General features: G+C 55.1%; 17 protein-coding genes. 7 read left to right on the forward strand and 10 right to left on the reverse strand.

What is annotated here, in order from left to right; all coding sequences use genetic code 11:
• Positions 1–22 precede the first annotated feature (22 nt).
• On the forward strand, positions 23–1,057 hold the full coding sequence (locus GOV90_RS20110) for a Gfo/Idh/MocA family protein (RefSeq protein ID WP_171136134.1): 1,035 nt from the start codon (positions 23–25) through the stop codon (positions 1,055–1,057).
• A 79-nt stretch (positions 1,058–1,136) separates the two neighbouring features.
• Here GOV90_RS20110 and GOV90_RS20115 read toward each other — a convergent pair whose 3' ends face one another.
• Together GOV90_RS20115 and GOV90_RS20120 are read right to left on the reverse strand one after the other, a co-directional pair.
• A complete protein-coding gene (locus GOV90_RS20115; protein ID WP_305848776.1) occupies positions 1,137–2,141 on the reverse strand; it encodes a glycosyltransferase family 2 protein in 1,005 nt (334 codons plus the stop codon).
• Positions 2,142–2,175: 34 nt separating this feature from the next.
• A complete protein-coding gene (locus GOV90_RS20120; RefSeq protein WP_171136136.1) occupies positions 2,176–3,930 on the reverse strand; it encodes a glycosyltransferase family 39 protein in 1,755 nt (584 codons plus the stop codon).
• Between the two features lie 228 nt (positions 3,931–4,158).
• Between GOV90_RS20120 and GOV90_RS20125 the strand changes: the two genes are divergently transcribed.
• A complete protein-coding gene (locus GOV90_RS20125; protein ID WP_171136138.1) occupies positions 4,159–5,148 on the forward strand; it encodes an acyltransferase in 990 nt (329 codons plus the stop codon).
• A gap of 31 nt (positions 5,149–5,179) precedes the next feature.
• On the opposite strand, the gene GOV90_RS20130 is transcribed toward GOV90_RS20125, so the two are convergent.
• The gene (locus GOV90_RS20130) at positions 5,180–6,460 is read right to left on the reverse strand and encodes a right-handed parallel beta-helix repeat-containing protein (RefSeq protein WP_171136139.1); all 1,281 of its coding nucleotides are present in this window, start codon (positions 6,458–6,460) and stop codon (positions 5,180–5,182) included.
• A 488-nt stretch (positions 6,461–6,948) separates the two neighbouring features.
• On the opposite strand from GOV90_RS20130, the gene GOV90_RS20135 reads away from it, so the two are divergent.
• Both GOV90_RS20135 and GOV90_RS20140 read left to right on the forward strand, forming a co-directional pair.
• The gene (locus tag GOV90_RS20135) at positions 6,949–8,871 is read left to right on the forward strand and encodes a right-handed parallel beta-helix repeat-containing protein (RefSeq protein WP_171136141.1); all 1,923 of its coding nucleotides are present in this window, start codon (positions 6,949–6,951) and stop codon (positions 8,869–8,871) included.
• Between the two features lie 146 nt (positions 8,872–9,017).
• Complete coding sequence (locus GOV90_RS20140; RefSeq protein WP_171136143.1) at positions 9,018–9,815, forward strand: sulfotransferase family 2 domain-containing protein; 798 nt, start codon at positions 9,018–9,020, stop codon at positions 9,813–9,815.
• Positions 9,816–9,830: 15 nt separating this feature from the next.
• On the opposite strand, the gene GOV90_RS20145 is transcribed toward GOV90_RS20140, so the two are convergent.
• Complete coding sequence (locus GOV90_RS20145; RefSeq protein WP_171172888.1) at positions 9,831–10,691, reverse strand: capsular polysaccharide synthesis protein; 861 nt, start codon at positions 10,689–10,691, stop codon at positions 9,831–9,833.
• 373 nt (positions 10,692–11,064) lie between these two features.
• On the opposite strand from GOV90_RS20145, the gene GOV90_RS20150 reads away from it, so the two are divergent.
• Positions 11,065–12,411, forward strand: coding sequence for an O-antigen ligase family protein (locus GOV90_RS20150; RefSeq protein WP_171136147.1), 1,347 nt, complete (start codon positions 11,065–11,067; stop codon positions 12,409–12,411).
• An 11-nt stretch (positions 12,412–12,422) separates the two neighbouring features.
• Here GOV90_RS20150 and GOV90_RS20155 read toward each other — a convergent pair whose 3' ends face one another.
• From GOV90_RS20155 to GOV90_RS20175, 5 genes are all read right to left on the reverse strand, one after another.
• Positions 12,423–13,103: a polysaccharide deacetylase family protein gene (locus GOV90_RS20155; RefSeq protein WP_171136149.1), complete on the reverse strand. Its 681-nt coding sequence runs from the start codon at positions 13,101–13,103 to the stop codon at positions 12,423–12,425.
• Positions 13,100–14,146: a GNAT family N-acetyltransferase gene (locus GOV90_RS20160; protein ID WP_171172889.1), complete on the reverse strand. Its 1,047-nt coding sequence runs from the start codon at positions 14,144–14,146 to the stop codon at positions 13,100–13,102. Before GOV90_RS20160 ends, GOV90_RS20155 begins: the two co-directional genes overlap by 4 nt.
• Complete coding sequence (locus GOV90_RS20165) at positions 14,146–15,090, reverse strand: sulfotransferase (RefSeq protein WP_171172890.1); 945 nt, start codon at positions 15,088–15,090, stop codon at positions 14,146–14,148. Before GOV90_RS20165 ends, GOV90_RS20160 begins: the two co-directional genes overlap by 1 nt.
• Positions 15,087–16,157, reverse strand: coding sequence for a glycosyltransferase family 2 protein (locus GOV90_RS20170; RefSeq protein ID WP_171136154.1), 1,071 nt, complete (start codon positions 16,155–16,157; stop codon positions 15,087–15,089). The genes GOV90_RS20165 and GOV90_RS20170 overlap by 4 nt, the downstream gene beginning before the upstream one ends.
• 65 nt (positions 16,158–16,222) lie before the next feature.
• Positions 16,223–17,746, reverse strand: a complete 1,524-nt coding sequence (locus GOV90_RS20175) for an oligosaccharide flippase family protein (RefSeq protein ID WP_171136156.1) — start codon at positions 17,744–17,746, stop codon at positions 16,223–16,225.
• 359 nt (positions 17,747–18,105) lie between these two features.
• Between GOV90_RS20175 and GOV90_RS20180 the strand changes: the two genes are divergently transcribed.
• A complete protein-coding gene (locus tag GOV90_RS20180; protein WP_171136158.1) occupies positions 18,106–19,368 on the forward strand; it encodes a nucleotide sugar dehydrogenase in 1,263 nt (420 codons plus the stop codon).
• Positions 19,361–20,611, forward strand: coding sequence for a glycosyltransferase family 4 protein (locus GOV90_RS20185; protein WP_171136160.1), 1,251 nt, complete (start codon positions 19,361–19,363; stop codon positions 20,609–20,611). The genes GOV90_RS20180 and GOV90_RS20185 overlap by 8 nt, the downstream gene beginning before the upstream one ends.
• 60 nt (positions 20,612–20,671) lie before the next feature.
• Here GOV90_RS20185 and xrtD read toward each other — a convergent pair whose 3' ends face one another.
• Positions 20,672–22,291 (reverse strand): VPLPA-CTERM-specific exosortase XrtD, encoded by a 1,620-nt coding sequence (gene xrtD / locus GOV90_RS20190; RefSeq protein ID WP_171136162.1) that lies wholly within the window; start codon positions 22,289–22,291, stop codon positions 20,672–20,674.
• Between the last annotated feature and the right edge of the window lie 19 nt (positions 22,292–22,310).

The following is a 22,310-nucleotide window of genomic DNA, read 5'->3' on the forward strand; positions in this document are numbered from 1 at the left end:
TCTGTCTTATGAGGAGAAAACCATGCGTATCGGGGTTGTTGGCGGGGCTGGAAAAATTGGCAAACTTCGGATCGAGACCATTCAGGAATGCCCGGACACAACGCTGGCGGCTGTTCTGGATCTGTCTGAAGAAGCCGCCCGCAGTGTCGCTGGGGGCGCTCCCGTGTTCACCGACCTGAAGCGGTTTCTGGAAACGGACATGGACGCGGTCGTAGTATCGACCCCTCCGCATACGCATGAGGATCCATGTGTCAGCGCTCTGAAACATGGAATGCATGTGCTGGTCGAAAAACCCATGTCCAACAGCGCCGCAACCTGCCGTCAGATGCTGGCCGAGGCAAAGGCCGCAGGCCGGGTGATCGCCACGGGCTTCAACATGCGGTATTATCCTTCATTCGCCTATGTGAAAGACACCATAACCAGCGGGGCAATCGGAGACATTACTCATATTCGTGCCTTTGGTGGGCATGACGGGCTGGCCCATTTTACCCATGACTGGGAATACAAAGTGCCGGAATCCGGTGGCGGAGCAATGTGGGATATAGGGATTCACATGACCGATATCGTGCGCCACATGCTGGGCGAGGTGAGTTCGGTTTATGGGGTCGCCGGTGAGCGTGTCTGGAACCTGCCGGGGTCCGAGGACACCGCAGTCGCGATATTCCGAAACCCCGAAGGTGTGCCTGCAGTTTATCATGCCAGCTGGGGGGAATGGCGCGGATATGATTTTGCAATCGAAGTGCACGGGACACATGGCATGGTGATGGGGGCATATGCACCAATGAAGAATGTTCTTATTACGATGCCGGAACCCGGCGGGACGCCGACTACGACAACGCGCAGGTATTTCGACATTGCCGTCCGCGAAAAACTGTTCTCATGGAAGACAACGGCCAAGATTTCGTTCGCAGAGGAATTACGGGATTTTATCAAACTGTGCGATGGGGATGCGAGTGGCCGAATTGCAGACGGCAAGGCCGGGCTTCGGTCAATTGAAATTGCCAATGCGGTGATTGAGAGCAGTCGCACAAATCAGGTGGTCGAACTGCCCCGGTAAGAACTGGCATATTGCGTCTGTTGTTCTTAATTCATCAACTTGCAATTCCGGCGCGTTTGATGGTCAGCTGCGATGTCGGCTACGTCTGGCGGTCATCAAGGCCAAGGCTGCTTTCGATGATGTAAAGCGGGCGTTTTCTGGCCTCTTCATAAAGGCGTCCCAGATATTCTCCGATCACGCCAAGCACGACAAGTTGCAGGCCGCCGATCAGCAACACAGCAACCATCAGCGAAGCGTAGCCAGGTACATCAGCCCCGTGGATCAGGGTGCGCAGGGTCAGCAATACACCATAGATAATAGCGCCCAATGCGGTCAGCATACCGATATAGCCGGCAATTCTCAGAGGTACGGTGCTAAATCCTGTGATGCCATCCAGCGCAAAGTTCCAAAGGCGCCAATAATTGAATTTGGTCTGCCCCGCCGCACGTTCGGGGCGGTCATAAGGCACTTCGACATGTCGGAAGCCGACCCAGGCAAAAAGCCCTTTCATGAACCGGTTGTGTTCGCGCAGCCGGACAACGGCACGGACCACACGCCGGTCCATAAGGCGAAAGTCACCGGTATTGGCGGGAATGGGCACACCTGAAAGCCGGTTGATGACCTGATAGAACTTGATCGCCGACCAGCGTTTCATCGCGGTATCCGTATGCCGATGGCGGCGAACGGCATAAACAACATCGAAGCCTTCCCGCCACTTTTCGATGAAGGTTTCGATGAGTTCCGGGGGGTCCTGCAAATCCGCATCGATAGGAATGACAGCCTGACCCGAGGCCACATCAAGCCCCGCGGTTAAGGCGATCTCTTTCCCGAAATTGCGGGAAAAGTTCAGAACCTTTATGCGATTGTCACGCACGTGCGCATCCGCCAACAGATCGGCGGTGTTGTCTGTACTGCCGTCATTGACGCAGATGATCTCATAGCTTTCACCAAGCGTCTCAAGGAAAGAACCCATGCGCTCGAACAGGATCGGCAGGACGTCTTCTTCATTGAACATCGGCACCACGATACTGAGTGTCGGGGTGGTCTGATCCTGCCTCTGTGCCGGGGAAGAGGCGCGCGCGGTGTCCATATCCAGCAACGTCATACGAGCTTCATTTTCTGTGGTCCCGTCCAGGTGATCATGGTTTAGGGTCCGGCTCAAAGAGTTCTGCGCTGGCGCGCAGTTTTTTGAGTTTCAGTGTCTGTTTATAGCCACTGAGCGCCGCGCGCCGTGCATCATTTATGACGGGCTCTTCTTCGTAGGGCCAGGTCACCAGCCAGACGCGGGCTTCAGGATGGGTCTGTAGAGCGGTCTCATGATCTGTAACGATGAAATCCGCATCACTGATGTAATAAAACAAGGGGCTGTCCACCCAATTACGCTGCCTCAGAAACACAAGGTCTCCGTCTTGCATTTCCGGCAGCATGGCTTGCGCAATTGCCTGATAATCATTGGGAGAGCCGGGTTTTTTGGCTGCATAAGGGATGCTGGCGGTAAACACGGCAACGCATAGGCTGATCAGGGCTGCTCTGAGATGGCTGTTTCGGAACAACCAGATCGCACCCGCCGCGTTGAGGATGATCAGATAAGGGATAAAAACCAAAAAGGCGCGGGGTGCCAGGATCGATACCTTGTAGGAGGCGGCAAACAGGATCAGCGGAGCGACAACCGCCAAGAACCATAAGAGCAGGGTTCTTTCCTGTGGGACGTAGCGGTTGCCAAATGGCAGCCGGGGCATGAGGGTGCTCCAGACGGCTCCCAGAACCGGAATGAGCAGGGCCATGAGTGGCAAGACCGACAGGATCATCAAAGCTTCGGTCCGGCGATGAGCGATTGTGGCAAGCCAGAACATGAACCCGGCCGAACAGAGTGCAGCAAGACCTGGAATCCACATGGGCAGGGGACGATCGGCATTGACGATCCAGGCCTCGCGTTTAGGAGCTTTCAGGCTGGCGATCAGCAAGGACAGGGCAAATATCAGCAGGGCAAGGGCTCCGGCTGATCCGATTTGCAGGTGCGGAATGGTGAAGATGTCTTTTGCGAACAGAAACCCGAAGGAAAAATACTCGGCCAGAAAATCAAAAGATGGGTCGGGGGCAGCCCCTTTGCGGGCGCGGTAGATCGCATGTGTCAGCGCCGGGGCAGACAGGATAAATGCAAGGGCTTGTATCTGAAACAGCCGGGGAGCCCGCCGCAGGCTTATGCGCTGTGAAAACGGTAGTGTCTTATCCGGTTGGGGTGCGATCAGCACGACCCAGAACAGGTGGATCAGGATCAGGGGCCAGAACAGCTCGACTGTCAGAACACCAGCTACGACCGAGGCAACATATGCCGCCTCGATACCGGGTCGCGGTTCACGCGTTTTGACGAGGCAAAGCAAAAGCCAGGTTGCCAGAAGCGACAGAAAGGCCCCAGCGATATACATGCGGGCCATCTGGCTCCAGAAGACGTGAAAGCCATGAAGTGCCAGCAAAAGTGCCGCCAGACAGCCTATGGTGGACCCGAATATGTTCCGTGCGATCAGAAAAATCAGCGGGATCGAGCCCAGAGCAAACAATACGCCCGGAAACCGAAGGGCGAGATGAGAGGTCCCGAATGTTTTGGTCCAGCCCAGCATGGTGACATACCATCCCATGGGATGGGGTTCGTCATGGAAGTGCCACCTGACGGTTTCAGCCAGATCATGGCGGGGCGGTGGTTCAGAAATTCCGGCCGCAAGGTCGATGCCGGGAACATAAATTTCCGGATGGGACAGGCTGCGGGGCTCAATTCCCCAAAGCCGCAATATCAGCGCCAGTACAAGCGCAACAACAAGGGCGCATAAAACGGCGGAGGTACGATATTCGCGCCGGATGAAGAAAACACTCTCTTTGCCGAATTCAGATGATGTCATGAAAAAACGAAAAACTTTGAACCACACTTAATTTCGTACTGTCATATCACCTGCAGCAGACTGGGGGCAGAAAAAATGACTGCGGCCAGTCAATCCCTCGGGCTTTCAAGGCATCCCCACCCCCAGGCCGGTGCTTTCCCGGAAGGGCCGGATAAGTCCTGAGCCTAGCATTTAAAGGGCTAAAACGTTATCGTTCCTGCGGGATAAACTTAAAAAGTTTGAGTGGTAATGATTAACAATATTCAGGCCCTGAGAGCCTTTGCTGCCATCAATGTTGTTTTTCTTCACGTCCTTAAGACGGCGACGAATTATCAACAAGATGCCGGTTTTCTAAGCTTTTTATCCGGCTGGGGCGCAAATGGGGTTGATATCTTCTTTGTGATCTCAGGCTTTGTAATGCTTCATACTCAAATGCAGCGACGCAGGGGGATAGGGGATTTTCTAAAATCCAGGATTATCCGCATTGTCCCCATATACTGGCTAATAACGGCATTTGTCGTTGTTTTGTATTTTGCTCTCCCGGGGCTGTTCAGGTCGTTGGAGGTGACACCCGCATCGATATCATGGTCCCTTCTGTTCATTTCGAAGCTCATGACCGGAGAGTCCCCCATTGTTTATGTGGGGTGGACCCTGGAATGGGAAATGTTCTTCTACCTGATCTTTGGCCTGTCGCTGGCGATTGGTATCTGGAAATACACCCTCGTGACCGTAGGGGTCATCCTGCTGGTGACCTCCTTCATGGCTTGGGACTTCATTTCGCTGGAGTTTCTTTTTGGCATGGGCATCGCATATCTTTTCAACACGGGATACAGGGTCAGCAATACAACCGGGATTGCGATCTTCGCGATCGGTTTTGCTCTTTTATGCCTGTCCCTGGTGGATAGTGAGGCTGTTACGCAGGTGAACCGCGCTGTTATTTGGGGCATCCCTTCGGCGCTGATTGTGTTCGGCCTGATTTCCGTAGGGCAGACATCCAACGCGTTTGCCATCTATCTCGGCGATGCGTCCTATAGCATTTATCTTATTCAGATTCTGTCGATCCCGGCATTCTACAAGGCATCGTCAATTGTCCTGGGATCAGCGAATGGTGATGTCATCGCCCTGTTGTGTCTGGTGGCAAGTGTCTTTGCGGGCTGCTTGATGTATTCGTTTATCGAAAAGCCGATCACAACAAAACTGAGAACAACCCTGTCAGGGGCAAGGATGGCCCGCCAATAAAAGTCAGGAGCCGCCTAAGTTACCTACTTGGCTATTGGTGTGTCGGATAGTTTTTGACAAGCGTCGAACCTGCGTCCAGACGGTCGATTGTGCTGCCCGGTCGTACACCATATTCATTATAGCCGTTTGTGGGCCCGGTTGCGTAATAGATGAACTCGCGATCATAGAAGCCGTTTGCAGAAGGGATTTCATCCTGAACGATCACATTGTTCAGAACAACCCAGTCCCGCTGATTTTCATAGCCCAGGATATCGCTCGTCACATTCTGTTCGATCACAACAGAGGTCGACCACGCGGCGCTGATGCGCGGGATCGTAACGCCCCCGGTTTCGGTGGGCCTGCGGACGCGGATGACTGAATTCTTGCGGATCGAAAGATTATCGACCCCATGCACGGAAATGCCATGTGCCTGTGCATTGTAGATGACGTTGTTTTCGATCAGTACGTTTTGATGCCGCAACATCGGATCACTCAGATCTTTTCCGTCGCCGCCCATCCAGATCGTCTGGGTGTAATCTCCGGCACCCATATCAAGGATATTGTCGCGTATTTCGATATTGGTGCTGCGCCGGTTTGAGCTGCGCTGGATCTGTATCATGTCGGCATGATCATTGCTGCCAGCCAGCCGGCGGAAGTTGTGCATGTGATTGGCTTCGATCAGCAGGCCGTCGATAACCCCCAGCCCAATACCGTCTGAACGGATGTTGTAGAAAGTATTTCCACGGATTGTGAGGTTGGTGACGCTGTCCCCGGTCAGAGCCTTCCACCACAGTCGAAAGACCGAGTTTTCGATGGTTACATTTGCGCTGTCCCGAATGTTGATGCCGCGCCCATGGCCAGCGGGCCCATTTTGGCCGCCATCAAAGACCGAGTTGGAGATGGTGATGTTACGGCTGTTCTGAATGGTGAACCGGTGGGTGAAATGTTTGTCGCCGGGCGCATATATATAGTCAAAGATCAGCCCCTCAAACGCGATGTTTCCAGCTCCGTCCAGACGCATCTCGGTAAAGCAGGCGGGTGTGCCGGGGCTGCCTGAACGGATCGTCACGGGCTTTTTGAAATCGGTTCTGATTTTCAGGCGACCGTAATTCCCTCCGGTCAGGATAAAGGTTTCGCCGCCCTGTGCCGCCTTGAGTGCGGCGGAAAGTTCTGATGCGTTATGGATGGCCTGTCCGTTTTGGGCCTTCGGCATATCCGCGGCGACCGCAATGCCTGCACAGGCCGTCGCGGAGGCCGACGGAGTAACCAAGGTAAACAAGATCAGGCAAGCAAGGGCCAGGAAACCAACGGGACCGTTTATTATACGTCGCATGAAATGACCATCTTGAATTTCTGCGGAGCTGAAAGCGTAGGAGCATCAGCGATTCGTGTCCATGATGCGTGCCTGTGGTGCCGATACTCTGAGTGAAAGCATCATGGCGGTCGTCGGATAGTCGGATATATGCGATCCCAAACGCAGGTTGCCCCTACGGCATCAAGCAAATCATTGCCGATGCATGCTGCAGATACGCAAGGCCACGCCTGAATAATGGCAATAATGTGTTCATTGTTGCCGTGTAGGACTCAATCACCCAAACAGAAGGTGACCGCCAAGGGAAGTGGAACAATTCCCAGTATCGAGTATCGAGTTCATTCGGAAATGAGCGCACGGGGGCAGCATTGCCCCGATACAGGCAACAATTTCCAAACATAGCCATATTTTGGCCACTCTGCTGCCCTCGGGCGGCTGTTCCATCTGTCCTGGGTGTGCGGGAAGTCGTGCGCTGCCACTCACAGCGCCTATGAAACAGAAGGTGGAACATGTCGACGACAATCACGGTAACCTCTGCGGCTGAGCTGAACCAGGCTCTGTCTCAGGCGACAGGTGGGGAAACGATACTACTTGCGCCAGGCGATTATGGCAGCCTGTCGCTCAAGAACACGAGCTATTCATCACCTGTGACACTGAAATCTGCTGATCCGGGTGCGATGGCCAGCTTTTCAGGGCTCAGACTCGATCAGGTGTCGAATGTCTCTTTTGATACGGTCAAGTTCGACTACAATTTCAGCTCAGGCGACGCGACCCATACCAGCCCGTTCAAAATTTCCAACAGCAGCAATATCAGCATAGATCAGTCGGTCTTTGATGGGGATTTTGCCAGCGGAACGGGTACGACTGCTGATGGCACAGGCTATGGCAGGGGGCTGATGATCTCAGGCTCAACCAATGTCGATGTGACCAACACGGAATTCCATTCCTGGTGGAAGGCACTGTCAGCTTCCAAGTCGAGCGATATCAACTTTTCGGGCAATAACATCCATACGATCCGCTCGGACGGTATTTCTCTGGGTGAAGTTCAAAATGTTCTGATCGAGAATAACTATATCCACGATTTTGGTGGGGCTGCAGGATCCGGTGATCACCGCGACATGATCCAGATTCAGCGCTCCAACGGAACAGGCAGCAGCGATATCGTAATCCGGAATAACGTTCTGGATATGGGAACCGGGGATCTCACCCAAAGTATTTGGGCGGGTTCGGACAAGGCCAACTATTCGGACCCGACGCACTGGAACTACAATATCCTTATCGAAGACAACATTATCTACAATGCCCAGGCAAACGGCATTGGTATGCACATGGCCGATGGCTTGACGATCAAGAATAACACTCTGATCGCTGTACCATCCAGCCAGACTGGCGGTGTTGCAATTCCGAAGATCGGGGCAAATGGATCAAAGAATGTTGTGATCGAGCAGAATGTGGCGAACGCCATTATCGGACATAATGGTCAGTCGGATTGGAGCGTAAAAAATAACGTCTATATCCAAAACACGGACCCATCCGCAGCGGGTTATTACGACACCCAGTTCGTTTATCATGCTACGGCGGCCGCGGATGGATACAATCAGTTTGGCGTCGTTCCCGGCAGTACGTTGGATGTGTTGAATGCCGGTTCAAATCTGGTCGACAATTACCCATTTGACTACAATCAGTGGGTTGGCAGCTCCAATTCTGCTGTGACGCAACCAAATACCGGCTCTTCACCCGCACCGGCGCCGTCTGCGCCCGATGCAAGCCCTCCGGCACCGTCCGTACCCGATGCAAGCGCCCCGGCGCCGTCTGCGCCCGATGCAAGCCCCCCGGCACCATCCGTACCCGATGCAAGCGCCCCGGCGCCATCCGCGCCTGTACCGGTCGCTCCAACTCCGCCAGCGCCAGCGCCGAGTGCCCCGGCACCAACCGGGCCTGCTTCCCAGACAGCTACAGATACCTTCATATTGGACCTCGCGGGTTGGCTGCATAGTGGTGCGCATGTTACCGTCCCGACCCTTCAGCTTGGCGGCGGTCTTGGCACTATTGGAGGCAACCGCCCCGACGGCCCCGCGCATTCTGAGCCGGCAACTGTCTTTGTTGACTATGTACGAGACATGGCAATTGGCGGCCAGCAGCAGTCGTTTTGGAGCCTGGGGAATTCCAACCTGCCCCTAAATCAAAGTGGTTTGAGGTCTCAGGCGAACAATAATGACAGCTGGCTCAACGGAAGCTTCTCTTTCCGGGATCAGAATGTGAATGATACAGAAACGCATTTTGATTTCATCCGTGGAAGAGAAAATGGCTGGGGCTCTGAGCGTCAGGATAGCCCTTTCATCAATGATCAGATCGGTAATTCCCTAGCGGATGGCGATGGGTTGTTTGTTGATGGTTTCGGAACGATCCAGGAAGATTTCTGGGGTTGGTGAGCGATTGAGGCGGCTTGACTAGCTGTATGAGAACCGAAGGGGCGGTATTGGAGGTTTCTCCGATCCGCCCCTTCATTTTTCCGCTACCTTGCCAACAGTACCACGCTTCCTGCATACGGGGTGTGTTGAATTAAGAGTGTTGTTTTATGATTGTGTCGGACCAGCATAGATTTGTTTTCATCCATATCCCCAAATGTGCTGGGACATCGGTCCGGGCGGCGGTATTGCCGTATCACGATGCGGATGAGCGGTTTCTGAGAACGGTTGAGCAGCACCCTCAGTTTGGGCCGATCGATTTCCGGCATCTTCCTCTGCCTCTTTTGCGCGAACTTGATCCGGAGGTGTTCGAGAAGCTGCGTGTTTATGACAGTTACGCATTGCTGCGCGACCCGTTTCAGCGCTTTCGTTCAGCCTTGGCGCAGCGGGCCAAAATGTATCTGGGCAAGGAGTTCGCTCAGCTTAACAAAGCGGAATTACGCTCTGAGATCGGACGCGTACAGGAATATCTGCTGTCGTATCCCGCTGTGATAAGACCAGAGTTTATTCATTTCACGCGCCAATCCGACTTTGTGCAAATTGACGGTGAGCGGCTGGTGCAAAACATCTTTCCGGTTGAACATCTTGATGCATTTGCCTGCGCATTGGCACGCCACATCGGTGCAGACACCTTGTCCGTTGGACACGCCAACAAAACAACTGTGTTCCGCTATCCGCAACTGAAACAGGTTGCGCAATCCAGCAGCGCTCTTGCTCGTCGGGTGCTTCCGGGCTCTGTCCATGAAACACTGCGACGTTCGGCGCGAAAAGTTCTAATGAAACCGGGGGGCAGCACTGATGCCTCTGTGTTCGAAGAGGCGCAGGTACGTGACTTTATTGCCAGCTACTATAAAGCGGACATAGAGCTGTACCGGGAGGTCCGCTCAGATGCGGTTGTTCCATCGTGACACATTGCGGCGTGATCAGGTTTGCGCGCTTTTGATCTTCAACAGCGCGCGGGCTGTTGCAACCTGTTCTGCATTCCAGTTCCAGCGCAATTTTTGAACGGGAACCGATCCGGATTGCAGTAGTGCAGAGATCTCTTCGATATGTTTCCCATGTGTCACCGCATCATGTACCAGATGTGGCCCGAAACAGCCGATCTGTGGAATTTCACCAAGCGCATGCCGAAAGGACCGGCTGGTCAGAAACAGGTAGTCGAGCATGATATGGGGCCAGAAGTAATTGTGGGGCTTCACCCGGCCTTCCCAATAGTCAAAGCTGGTTTCTTCCCAGGCTGTGATAAATCGACCTGCTGGCTCTGAGGCAAGAAACCAATTCGTCAGCGTTCGGCGGACGCCCGGCCAGATAAGCCAGGCGTCGTTTTTGGTCCAGGTGAAGGCAAAAAAACCCCGCTGCGCCACGACCGGCAACCATGTGTCAAGCGGAGCAAGACAATATGTTGTTGCATCCACCCATACGCCACCATGTTGCCTGAGTAGCCTCAGACGCAGAAGGTCGGCATAAGATTGAACAGGCAGTTTAACGGGATCGTGCGGCATCTCGACAGCCTGTGCGGCAGTCTCGGAATTCAGAACGCGGATGTCCCAGCCGGGGTTCTGTGTGCGCCAGGACGCGATGCAATCACGGACCAGTTCAGGTGCGTTTTCTTCTCCGCTATCCCAATATATCCAGATTTTTCGCGGAATTTGGCGCGGGGCTGAACGTTCAAAATGGTGGGGTTTGCCCTGCAGCTTCTTCCGGGCCCGGCGTATGAATGTTGGCAGGATCCGAAGTGCTACAATTGTCACGAACAGCCATGTCCGGGGTTTTATGATGCGCATATATGCTCCAAAACAATCCGCATTGATTTTCTAGTTATCGCTCGAGTTTTGTGCCAGCGTTGCTTGAACCCATGATTGGATTTTCCGCCTCTTTGATGAGGTATAGTATTGATATGAAGACAATCCGAGGAGAAACATAGGATTGTTGAATACGGTGTCGCGGGACAGGTCGGCATTTGGTGCTCGACTGGGCGTAAGCGTATGATTTTGATGAAGAGGCTCAGCAGGCTCTTGAAGTCACAGATACGGGCATCACGAACTGTTTTTGCAGATCACTGCAGAGGTGCGCTATGTTTCGACCGGTCGTTTGAGCGGTGTGCAGACTAAGATATCTTGTTGGTGAATGGTCTAAAATATAGGGAATACTCATGTAATGACGCTTGTTGCGCGTTCTCACAATCGGACAGCAAAAGCAGCTAGTGCAGCATCTGCGGACCAGCTTTTAATTGTCTTGCTGGTTTTGTCATTGGTGATGCCGTTCTTTTTCTTTCTGGGCGGCCTCCGGCTGAGCATGTACCGCGTCTATCTGCTGGTTATGGCGCTTCCGATCATGATCCGTTGGATTAACGGCGCCTCGGGGCGTGTGCGTCTTCCGGATTTTCTGGTGTTGGTGGGTGGTTTCTGGATGACGGGTGCGCTTTTCGTGAACCATGGGGTGGCCGATCAGTGGGAATTTGCTGGCATCCTTCTCATCGAAACCCTGATCCCTTATTTTGTGGCGCGTACTTTGATCAGGGACCTCAGGTCATTCCAATGGTTTGTCCGGTGGTATTTCGGAGCGGTTCTGGTTCTGCTGCCTTTTGCCTTGCTTGAAAACAAGACCGGGAACCCGCTTTTGATCGATATTTTCAGTGGGGTCTTCAATGTTTACCGAGACGTGGCGCAAGAGCCCCGGCTCGGGCTGGAGCGCGCCCAGGTGACCATGCCACACCCGATCCTGTTCGGAGTGTTCTGCGCCCCTGCTTTTGCTCTGTCATGGTATGTTCTGGGCACAGACGCCTCTCCTTTCAAAAGGGCGCGCCGCCCGTTTGTTGTGGGGGTCGCCGTTTTCAGCTCGCTTTCTTCGGGAGCGTTTTTAAGCGTGCTTTTGCAGGGATTGCTGATCGCGTGGGACGAGATCTTGAAGCAAATCAAAAGCCGCTGGAAAATATTCCTTATCATTTTTGGTGCGCTCTACATTGCGCTTGAACTTGCTTCGAACAGGAATGCCTTTCAAATCATCGCCAGCGAACTGACCTTTTCAGCGGGCTCTGCCTGGAACCGAATTCACATCTTCAGAAATGCGATTGATGATGTGCTGGGCAATCCAATCTTCGGCATTGGCCTTTGGGACTGGACACGCCCGGGCTGGATGAAGCCGAGTGTCGACAACTTCTGGCTTCTTCTGGCGATGCGCTATGGGATTGTGACCTGGTTTCTGATTACCCTGGCGTCCGTATATATCTGCTGGAAAGCCGCAACTGCACCTTTGACAGGGGCACATTCCATGGCCCGGCGAGGCTATCTGATTGCATTTATCAGCATCAGTGTGTCGGCGTTTACCGTCCACTTATGGGATGCGTCTTACTGTATGTTTATGTTTCTTCTGGGCGCCGGTGTCTGGCTTTCTGACTCGGAATGCACGCAGGATCCCGGCGACGAAGTCAGCCCTGCCACGACAAAAAGGAAAAGGGTGCAGTATACAAGATTTGCGGATCCCGTGTCGGACGCACAGCCCTGAAAAACTATGGTTTATCCCGTGACCAGCCATCGTCGCCGTAGCATTCCGACCATGCGACGCAGTTGCTGAGAGCGGGCCATCTGCCCGTCAAGGACGGCGCGTATTCCTGGATTTGTCATATCGCCCCTAAGGGATGTACGGGGGCGCAGAAATGCCTGAGGACGGTATTTCCCGCCATCGCTTGACCAGGCTGCAGTATATCCGGCCGCATGTAACGCCCTTAGAACACGGGCATCATATCGACCAAAAGGAATGCCAGCTTCGGTCACAGGATGGCCGCAGATATCTTCCAGTCGGGTGCGAGATAGGCGCAGTTCCTGTTCGAGCTCAGCATCGCTCAGCCTGGGCCAGGCGACGTGGTTGATACCATGGCTGCCGATTGTCATCCCCGCCTCAGAAAGCGCTTTTATATGTGAGGTATCCAGTGAACCGCGCTGTCCGATCCGCCCGGTCAAAATGAAAAACTGTGCCCGCAGGCCCCGGGCCACCAAGGCGGGCAAGGCTATATCGTGGTCTGACAGATTGCTGTCATCAAACGTCAGCGTAAAGCAGGTTGAGTCGGAAGCACCAGCGATCTGATCAAGCACATCATGAAACTGAGAGATCGAGAGCCAATACGGCGCTTCGCCGGGCTCGAGCGTCCGATCAGGTGTTCCGACACCATGAAAGTTTATGCCCGTCAAACCTGTCACGTGCGCGCTTTCTTCAGATGTGTATGGGCGGTCTCGGCGGCACCGATCAGGGCTGATGTGATCCCGGGCGGTCGATATTCATATGGCCCGGCCGCAACCAGATCAGTGCCGCCGGTGCGTTGTTTGAACTCTGTGACGGTGGGGTTGAGCTCGGGGTCGATGCCATCCAGATCAAACCATTTAACGCCGACCTCGCGGCAATGCAGAATGGCCTGCCACATCATGAAGTGACCTGCATTGGGTCGCCGTCCCGCTTGCGAGGTGGCTCCGAAAAGATAGACGGCGCTGCGCTCGGCCCGTCCGATTGTCATGCCCGCAACATCTGCCCCATCCAACTGTGCGAACAGAACCTCGTGATCAAAATCTTCCCCTTGCAGCTTATAGTAGAATTCCGGAGGAATATCTGCAGCCTGAAACCCTTTGGTTGCCTGTACCTCGCGATACAAGCGCTGAAACCTGTCCGCCGCGTCCGCAATCGGCACGATGTCGAGGGTCAGGCCAGCTTTCAGCGATTTGCGCAGATGGTTCCGCCATTTCCCATGCAGGCCGCCCATCAGGGCTTCTTCATCTTGATCACAATCGACAATGACGGTGCGATAGGGCGCTGCGCGATCTGTCGGGGAAAAGCCTGCCGCTTGCGCAACCTGATCCAGAGCTGCCGTGTCATGTGCTGTCACAGCTGGCAGACGCAACCGGAGGACATGGCCGGTGTCCTGCGCATAGGCGCATAGTGCAGCAAAAATGGCGCGTTGCCGTTCTGGCCTGGGCGGGGGGGCGTCTGCTGGTATCATCATCGGACCTGCCGCGACCCAGACGATCCCGCGCTTGAGAACCGGCACCCGTTTGATCCGGAGACAGGCCGCAGCCACGGGAAAGCCCTGCGCATCATGCAGGCTGATAAATTCAGCATTGGCACCGATCCGTCTGGCTGCGGCCTGCGCATAGGTCAGTGTCTGCTCGTAAGTCAGATCGTCGAACGAGCGGCCAAGTGCAGACCAATCTTCAGGTGCGACCTGGCGCAGTGAAAGGGTTTCGATATCCATCAGATTTCAGCCATCTTCGATTGGGGGCACAACATTTGTTCCAGAAGGGCTTCTTCGGTATCGGCAAGCGGCTGAGAAGCGCGGAGATTGAAACAGTCGGGAACGGTGTTATCCGGGCGCGATGCAACCGGAAGGCCGTGACTCCTGAGAAATTCGGAGGCGTCGTTCAGCATCTGCGCCGGTCTGGCGCACAGGGTTTCGTAATCGACCCGGAAATGTCGGTCATCACCTATATGGGCGCAATCGCGTTCGATATCCTGTGCGACGCCGGTGACCTGTCGGCAGGCGCGCTCAATGTCTGTATCGCCGCCGGCATTCGATGGTCGAACAGACCACCACCCTTGCTGATCGCGCTTGTGTCCTTTGTTGCGCCGTTGCGCCCTTATTATGGATCGGGCGGTATCGCTGGCATCACGGCGCACCTCGAGAAACAGGCACTTTGGGAAAAGCGCATCCATCAACCGGACACGATTGGAATGCATGACATTTTTGTTGATGAACGGAGCTTCTGCCAGTGCCGATATACCTGCCAGTGTTGCCCTGATTTCTGCGACCGGCAAAGAGGACAGGGTGCGTTCATCCGTCCATGGACCATCTTCCATCCAGCGGTGCCAGATCCATCCCCCTTCATTGGGGGCCGCCCATCCTGCGATATGCCCGTAATCGCTTTGATATGCTGGTGTATGTGAGGCGATCAATTTCTGACCCAGCCGGGTTGCGGCCAGAGGGGTCTTGTAGAACCGGTGCGCAAGGTTTGAGAAATAGGCGAACTGGAATTGAGTAACCATGAGCTCATAAAACAGCGACGTTCCCGAGCGTGGAGCCCCCAGAATAAATACATGGGGCCAGCGTGCATCCGGTTGCCGGGCAAGCATTTGCGCTTCCATCGGGGCCAGAACGGTATGCACGGTTCCGCGCATGATCGTTTTTGCCATGGTTTTCATGCTGCCATGTCCGGGTTGGGTTGCGGTGGGATCTGTCCGTGCGGCGGCTTTATCAGAGCACCCAGCAAGAACGAAAACCGCGCCCGCCAGGCTTTGGCCCCTGCATGGGCGGGTTTTACAGCGCTCAGGGGCAGGAACCAGACGGCGCGCAGCACATCACCCACAACCATCAATGCAGTGCCGAGCCAGGCGATGAGAGGCCCGCGGGTGAAACGCAGAAACAGGATGTGTCCCCTGGCGATTTCAACAGATTTCCAGGGAGATGTCTGCCCGGTGGAAACCGCGCCATAATGCATAAGTCTGATATCGGGGTTGTAGCGCACTTTCAGACCCGCCTGCCGGACCCGCCAGCACCATTCCGATTCCTCACTGTACATGAAAAACCGATCATCCATCATGCCGACTTTGTCGATCACATGCCGGGGCAGCATCATGAAACACCCGGCCACGATATCAACGTCCTGTATGGTATCGCGTGACAAAGAGGCGTATCGCTGATCGCCGAAAAGGCGGGTTTTCCGGATGAGGCGGTTCGGAACCAGGATGTTCCAGAACATGCTGCTCAGCGATATCTGGCGAAACAGGGTGGGTTGCTGTGATCCGTTTTCCAGCGAGACATGCCCGGCCAGAACACCAACCTCGGGATGAGAATCCATATACTCAACGGCCCGTTCGAGCGTGCCGTCATAGACTTGGGCATCGGGGTTGAGGACCAGAATGTAACGGCCGCGCGCGTGCCGGATGCCAATATTGTTGCCCCACGCGTAACCACCGTTTTTGCCGGCGGCCAGTACGGTTATCTGTGGAAATGCCGCCCGCAATGCCGCAACGCTTCCGTCGCTTGAATCATTGTCGACAACAATGATCTCGGGCACCAGATTGCCGCGATACTTGAGAACCGATTGGATCGCCTGGGACGTCACATCGAGCGTGTTGTAGTTCACGATAACAACACTCAAATCGAACGGGTATGCGATGGATGGTTCTGCATCGCTTCCGGCGATTTCAGGGACAGCCTGGCCAGCACAACCTCCGGGCAGATGATTCAATGGGTCAGGATCGCGCATCGGATTTTGCCTTGAGACTGAACGATAAAAACTTTGAACACGCACACACCACCCAACTCGATCATTTATGTCTCTTGTGGGTCAGAGCGGTTACGCAGGCGCGCCACCAGCGAAAAGACCAGGGTTTCAAACCCGTCTGGCCGCCCGGACATGGCCCAAAGCGCAATATGGCTGGCCGTGTAAACAAAGACGCCAACAAGTACCTTGACGGTGATAATCACCAGCAGACGCGGCTCGTATATGGCCGTGCGTATCGCAAAATCTGTGGCCAGAACCGCGACCGTCATGATGGCGCAGGCCACGAAGCTGCGCCATCCGACGGTCAGGGGCTCAAAGAAGCCGCCGTTGCCGAACCGTTTGGCGATTATCAGCGTTGCGAACAACGCGGCCACGTTGGCCAATCCTGTCGCAATCAGAGCGCCGGTCAATCCATATTGCACCCCGACCCACATCAGGCCGACGACAATGACCAGCAAGGCGGTGTTTCTGATAAACAGGAGTGGGGTCGAACCTTCGATATAGACGGCTGAACGAACATTGGCCTGCAATCCGTCAAGCGCGTATAGCGGGGCCAGAATCCAGACGACCTGTGCAGCTGCGACCCATTGATAGCCCAACCCGACGATGATTGCGTCCTGTGAGACCAGCGCAAAGCCGATACTGACCGGCAGCAGGATGGCCAGGAACCCGGCATTGATCTTGCGGAACCCTTCCCGGCCCTGATCGGTTTTCCGGGACAGATCGGCAAGACCGGGATACATCACACGCAGCATTGGTGTGAACAGCTGATGTGTCACAACATTGACCAGCCGGGTTCCCACCCGAAACAGACCTGCATCCGCAAGACCTAGCGTCGCGCCTATAATAAGCTGCGGCGCGTTGGTCGAGAAAAACTGCGCAAGCTGCGCCCCCATCGACCAGGATGAAAAGGACAGGCTTTCCCGCCACCGCGACAACGAAAACCGGGGTGCCATAGGGGCGAAGTAATAGGTCCATACGCCTCGGGTGACCTGACCAGCAAAACTTGCGACAACGACGGCCCAATAATCCTGCCACAACCATGACAAGGTGATGGCCGAAATCGTGTACACGACACGGCTGGTTGTTTCTTCGCCAGCGATGTAACTGAACCGCAGGCCGCGTTCGAATAGCAAAAACCGGGGGCTTCGAATGGCCAGAACCAGAGCCAGCGCAGAAAGAACGGGCATCAGCTCTGTAAGGGCGGGAATGCCCAAAAGCGCGACAAGCGGCTGCATAATCCAGAACAGGGCAGCACTTATAAGCCCAAAAAGAATCTGGAATGAAAAGACCGTATCCAGATGCTCAGATGTGACATCTTCAAGCCGGATGAGAATCAGCCCGATCTGACGCTGGAACATTTCCAACAATGCGGCAGCGATCAGAAAATAGGCGATGACGCCAAAATCTTCGGGCGTCAGAAGGCGTGCTGTTACGGCAAGTGTGACAAACCCCAAGCCCTGTCTGAATATGCCCGATGCAAGCAGCGTCGCAGCACCGACCGCCAAGGCAGAACGCCGCGAGAGCATACTGGGGGCTGGTTCAGAATTCTGGGATTGCTGCGCTTGCATGACGTTTCCGGTTTTGGAACAATAATTATAACTCACTCGTAATGTTTCACTTACATCGTTCTCAGCCGCTCTGCTTGAAAGCGTCGAATCTCAAATCTGGCAATTCTCCAGAGCGGCTGATAGTCAAATCAAGACAGTGTTCTTTATGTCGGGATCGCATGTTTTTTTGTTCAGAGTTAAGAGGTTGCGTGATGTTGCTACAAATATATCCGATCCGTGTAAGAAAATGACCTCACATATCAAGGTGTATTTCCGCTTTAGTGTCTCAGATTGGTCTCGGTTCGTGCAAGAGTGCCAGCTATATGGTGTAGATGTTTGATTTTCCTGTGGGTATTTAGCTCTAAAATTGGTGTGACGGAATGAAGATTGCGATTTTCGGGTTGGGATATGTGGGGTTTACGGCGGCCTGCTGTCTGACCCGGCAAGGACATACGGTGGTCGGTGTTGATGTGAATGCCGACAAGGTCTCTGAGATCAACGCCGGACAGCCCCCAATCAAGGAACCGAAGGTAGCCGAGTTGCTGACCGAAGCGTTGGCCAGAAATCTGATCCGTGCCTCGGTTGAAATGCCAGACCTCAATGATGTGGATCTGGCCATTGTCTGTGTCGGCACGCCCAGTTCCACAGATGGCTCGCATAACATGAGTTTTGTGGCCGAGGTGACGCGCCAGATTGCTGAAACCGTATCGCCGGGCCGGGCACGGCCTCTGACCGTGGCGTATCGGTCGACCTTCCGGCCTGGCACCGTGCGGCAGCTGATCGAGCCGATCTTTCAAAGCTATCTGGGCGACCGAACGGCACAGGCGGTCGAGATTGTCTATAACCCCGAATTCCTGCGCGAGGCTTCGGCGGTGGATGATTTCTTCAACCCGCCCAAGATCGTTGTGGGTACAGCAGACGGCAACCGATCCGCAGTGATGGACGAAATGCACGAAGGGCTGGATGCGCCGGTGTTCTATACCGCCTTTGAAGAGGCCGAGATCACCAAATTCGTCGACAACACCTGGCACGCCACCAAGGTGGCCTTTGCCAATGAGGTCGGCCGCATCTGCCACAGCATGGGCGTATCCGCCAAAACCATGCACGAGATTTTCGTGTCGGACACCAAGCTGAACATCTCACCCTATTACACCCGTCCGGGTGGCGCGTTTGGCGGATCCTGCCTGCCCAAGGATGTTCGCGCGCTGCAGCATATCGCGGGCGAGGTGGGCGCGCATACCCATCTAATCGACAGTCTGTTGCAGACCAATCAGGCGCACAAGACCTATCAGGCGCAGGATATCATGGCCCGCCTGCCTGACGGGGGCCGGGTGCTGATGGCGGGGCTGGCCTTCAAGGCGGGAACCGACGATCTGCGTGAAAGCCCCAATGTCGATATCGCCCGGCGCCTGCTGCAGGCAGGTTATCAGCTGTCGGTCTATGACCCGGCCATCAAGCCTGCCGATCTGCGCGGACAGAACTTGGGCTATGCCTTTACCCATTTGCCCAATGTCGGCAGCCTGCTGGTGGATCATGCCACGGCCGAGGCCGGGCCCTGGGATCTGGTGGTTGGATCAAACCGGATCGTGAATGACCTGAACCTTGGCGATACAGAGGTGCTAAGAACCTATGAATATGACTAGCCCTGTATCCGCCGTGCAACCGATCTCGTTCGAGGAATTGCGCCAGAGCCAGCCCCTGAAAGGGCTGAAGGTTCTGATTGTGGTGGAAAACCTGCCCGTGCCCTTCGACCGCCGCGTCTGGATGGAGGCGCGCACGCTGGCTGCCGCAGGCGCGTTGGTCTCGGTCATCTGTCCCACCGGCAAGGGGCACGAGGAACGCGTCTGGGAAGATGAAGGCATCAAGGTCTATCGCCATCCGCTGCCTTTGGATGCCAGCGGTGCGCTGGGGTATCTGCTGGAATATGGCGCGGCGCTGTTCTGGGAAAGCTGGCTGGCACTGAAGATCAAGTTTACCCGCGGTTTTCACGTCATCCATGGCTGCAACCCGCCCGATCTGATCTTTCTGGTGGCGCTGCCCTTCAAGCTGTTTGGCGTGCGCTATCTGTTCGACCACCACGACATCAACCCCGAGCTTTACGAGGCCAAGTTCGACAAGCGCGGCTTTTTCTGGAAGCTGATGAAGACGTTCGAGCGGCTGACCTTCGCCTCGGCCCGGGTGTCGATTGCCACCAATGAAAGCTATCGCAAGATCGCCATCGAACGCGGCGGCATGGCGCCCGAGGATGTGTTCATCGTCCGCTCGGGTCCGGACCTGAGCCGGTTGCAGCACCTGCCGCCAAACCTGGACTGGCGCAATGGGCGCAAATATATGGTCGGCTATGTCGGTGTCATGGGCGATCAGGAAGGCATCGATCTGCTGCTGGAATCCGTGGCGCATCTGGTGCAGGTTCAGGGGCGCGACGACATTCAGTTCTGCCTTGTGGGCGGCGGCCCCAGCCTGGACAAGCTACAGGCACAATCGGCTGAGATGGGTCTATCGGACTATGTCACCTTCACCGGCCGTGCGCCGGATCAGGATCTGTTCGAAATCCTGTCGACCGCCGATGTCTGCGTGAACCCGGACCGGGTGAACGAGATGAATGACAAATCCACCATGAACAAGATCCTCGAATACATGGCGTTCGAGAAACCCATCGTTCAGTTCGACGTGACCGAAGGACGGTTCTCGGCGCAGGAGGCCTCGCTCTATGCCAAGGCCAATGATCCGGTGGATATGGCCGACAAGATCACCGAATTACTGGCAGATGACGAGCGCCGCGCTGCCATGGGCCGCTATGGGCGTGCCCGGGTCGAGGCGGAAATGGCCTGGCCCCATCAGGTGCCCGCGCTCATTGCAGCGTATAAGCGGATCTGGAAGGGCTAAGTGTGCAATCCGAAAAGCGGGAACCGGTTTTCGGATCCCATTGCGCGTCAGACTAAATGTTTAGAACGGCACGAATTGCGGCAAACGGTTCAGGCTGGGTTCCATAAATCTCTGCAACCTTGCATCCGCATCCGCTTCGGTTTCACCGGGCAGGATCGGGGTTACAAAGCGCACCAGCGCGCCATCGGTGCGGCCCATGGTAAAGCCGTCATGAACCACACTTATCTTTGCGCGGAAATCATTGACAATACGCTTTCCGCGCTGTTCGAACCAATAATAGACCAGTTGTTTTGACAACTCTTTCTGGATCACCGCACGGTTGACGGTGAAGCTGCCATAGGGGGTGTTGCCCGGGTTGATCTCATAAGGTTCCAGACTGAAGATTTCCCAACCGCCAACCGGCAGGCAGACCTCGGGCGAATGAATGCCGTCACCCTCGGTCTGCTTGTTGTAGAAGGCCACGAACATGTTCACGAAATCGCCCGATCCGCTGTCGATATAGGTGGCATGAAGATAGTCGCTGGCACCCAGCGTCCGTTCGACATTTGGATCAAGGCTGGTGGGTGAACCCGACCAGTCGCCCAACTGGCGTGGATAAAGCACAAACGGATCCCGCTCGATTGGCTTTACCTCCGAGGCGGGCCGCAGGGTCCACGCGGTAGAAACAGCCAATGTCAAAAGTGCTGCGATGGCCAGTGCGACTGATGCGCGGATACCAAAGATACGCAATGCGACGGTGCCCAGCCCCTGAGTGTCCAGATCAATTGTCTCAGCAAAAGGCTGCGGGTTTGGAGCCAGACGCTGCAACCCGATTGCCATCAGGAACAAAATGGCCACGCAGAGCAGGAAGATGATCCAACCTTCGAAAAAATGCATGAAGCCTTCGGCATGTTCGATGCCGTGGTGGTTGACCAGTACTCCGATCACACCGATGCGGATCGAGTTCATCAGCACGGTCAGCGGAGCTGCTGAAACCAGCAGAACCACCTTGTGCCAGATCGGGCCACGGTAAAGCAGGGCAAAGAGGTACGAGAAGCTGAGGATCGGGAACAGGTAACGCAGCCCCGAACAGGCCTCGGCCACCTGCAATTTATAGACGCCCAGATCGATGACATTGCCTTCGATAAAGACTGAGACACCGGCCAGTTGTACGAACCACACGCCCAGCTCGGATGAAATCCATTGCAGGAAGATCGTGAGCTTCCAGTAGACGAACTGCGGCAGGGGCAGCATGAACACCAGGTGCAGTACGGGCAGCTGATGGTATTTGCCCCGCTGCCAGCCAAACACGGTCAGCATGACGCCACCGGTCCAGATGATCATGGCATAGGTGACGATATCGGGGATGCGGGCCAGATTTCCCAGAATGGCGACGATCAGGGCCACGGTGATCACGGCAACACCCGGCCATCGATCGTGCACAACCGGATTGGGCGGCGGCATGTCCCTAAGTTCACGCAGGAACAGATACAGCGAAATGATCGGGATCAGCGGACCATGGCTGTATTCCGGTGTGCTCCACGCAGCCCCTAGCGACACGATCCCGATCCAGAAGACAGGCGCCGACCCAAGCAACAACAGGGCAAACCAGAACAGCCCTGCGGTGTTTATGACCGGCAGGCCGCCTCGGGCCGCTTCAATGATATTGTCGCGGCTGTTTTTAGAATCGAAACGATGCATCACTGCCCATCATGCATAA

The organism is Ruegeria sp. HKCCA5929, from assembly GCF_013034525.1.
GTDB lineage: Bacteria > Pseudomonadota > Alphaproteobacteria > Rhodobacterales > Rhodobacteraceae > Ruegeria.

Excerpts from the sequence above, each read along its gene's own strand:
- GOV90_RS20165 (WP_171172890.1), bottom strand. The coding sequence starts at position 15,090 with ATGAAAACCATGGCAAAAACGATCATGCGCGGAACCGTGCATACCGTT.
- GOV90_RS20135 (WP_171136141.1), top strand. The coding sequence starts at position 6,949 with ATGTCGACGACAATCACGGTAACCTCTGCGGCTGAGCTGAACCAGGCT.
- GOV90_RS20130 (WP_171136139.1), bottom strand. The coding sequence starts at position 6,460 with ATGCGACGTATAATAAACGGTCCCGTTGGTTTCCTGGCCCTTGCTTGC.
- GOV90_RS20175 (WP_171136156.1), bottom strand. The coding sequence starts at position 17,746 with ATGCAAGCGCAGCAATCCCAGAATTCTGAACCAGCCCCCAGTATGCTC.
- GOV90_RS20150 (WP_171136147.1), top strand. The coding sequence starts at position 11,065 with ATGACGCTTGTTGCGCGTTCTCACAATCGGACAGCAAAAGCAGCTAGT.
- GOV90_RS20120 (WP_171136136.1), bottom strand. The coding sequence starts at position 3,930 with ATGACATCATCTGAATTCGGCAAAGAGAGTGTTTTCTTCATCCGGCGC.
- GOV90_RS20170 (WP_171136154.1), bottom strand. The coding sequence starts at position 16,157 with ATGCGCGATCCTGACCCATTGAATCATCTGCCCGGAGGTTGTGCTGGC.
- GOV90_RS20140 (WP_171136143.1), top strand. The coding sequence starts at position 9,018 with ATGATTGTGTCGGACCAGCATAGATTTGTTTTCATCCATATCCCCAAA.
- GOV90_RS20145 (WP_171172888.1), bottom strand. The coding sequence starts at position 10,691 with ATGCGCATCATAAAACCCCGGACATGGCTGTTCGTGACAATTGTAGCA.
- GOV90_RS20180 (WP_171136158.1), top strand. The coding sequence starts at position 18,106 with ATGAAGATTGCGATTTTCGGGTTGGGATATGTGGGGTTTACGGCGGCC.
- GOV90_RS20185 (WP_171136160.1), top strand. The coding sequence starts at position 19,361 with ATGACTAGCCCTGTATCCGCCGTGCAACCGATCTCGTTCGAGGAATTG.
- GOV90_RS20125 (WP_171136138.1), top strand. The coding sequence starts at position 4,159 with ATGATTAACAATATTCAGGCCCTGAGAGCCTTTGCTGCCATCAATGTT.
- xrtD (WP_171136162.1), bottom strand. The coding sequence starts at position 22,291 with ATGCATCGTTTCGATTCTAAAAACAGCCGCGACAATATCATTGAAGCG.
- GOV90_RS20160 (WP_171172889.1), bottom strand. The coding sequence starts at position 14,146 with ATGGATATCGAAACCCTTTCACTGCGCCAGGTCGCACCTGAAGATTGG.
- GOV90_RS20110 (WP_171136134.1), top strand. The coding sequence starts at position 23 with ATGCGTATCGGGGTTGTTGGCGGGGCTGGAAAAATTGGCAAACTTCGG.
- GOV90_RS20115 (WP_305848776.1), bottom strand. The coding sequence starts at position 2,141 with ATGACGTTGCTGGATATGGACACCGCGCGCGCCTCTTCCCCGGCACAG.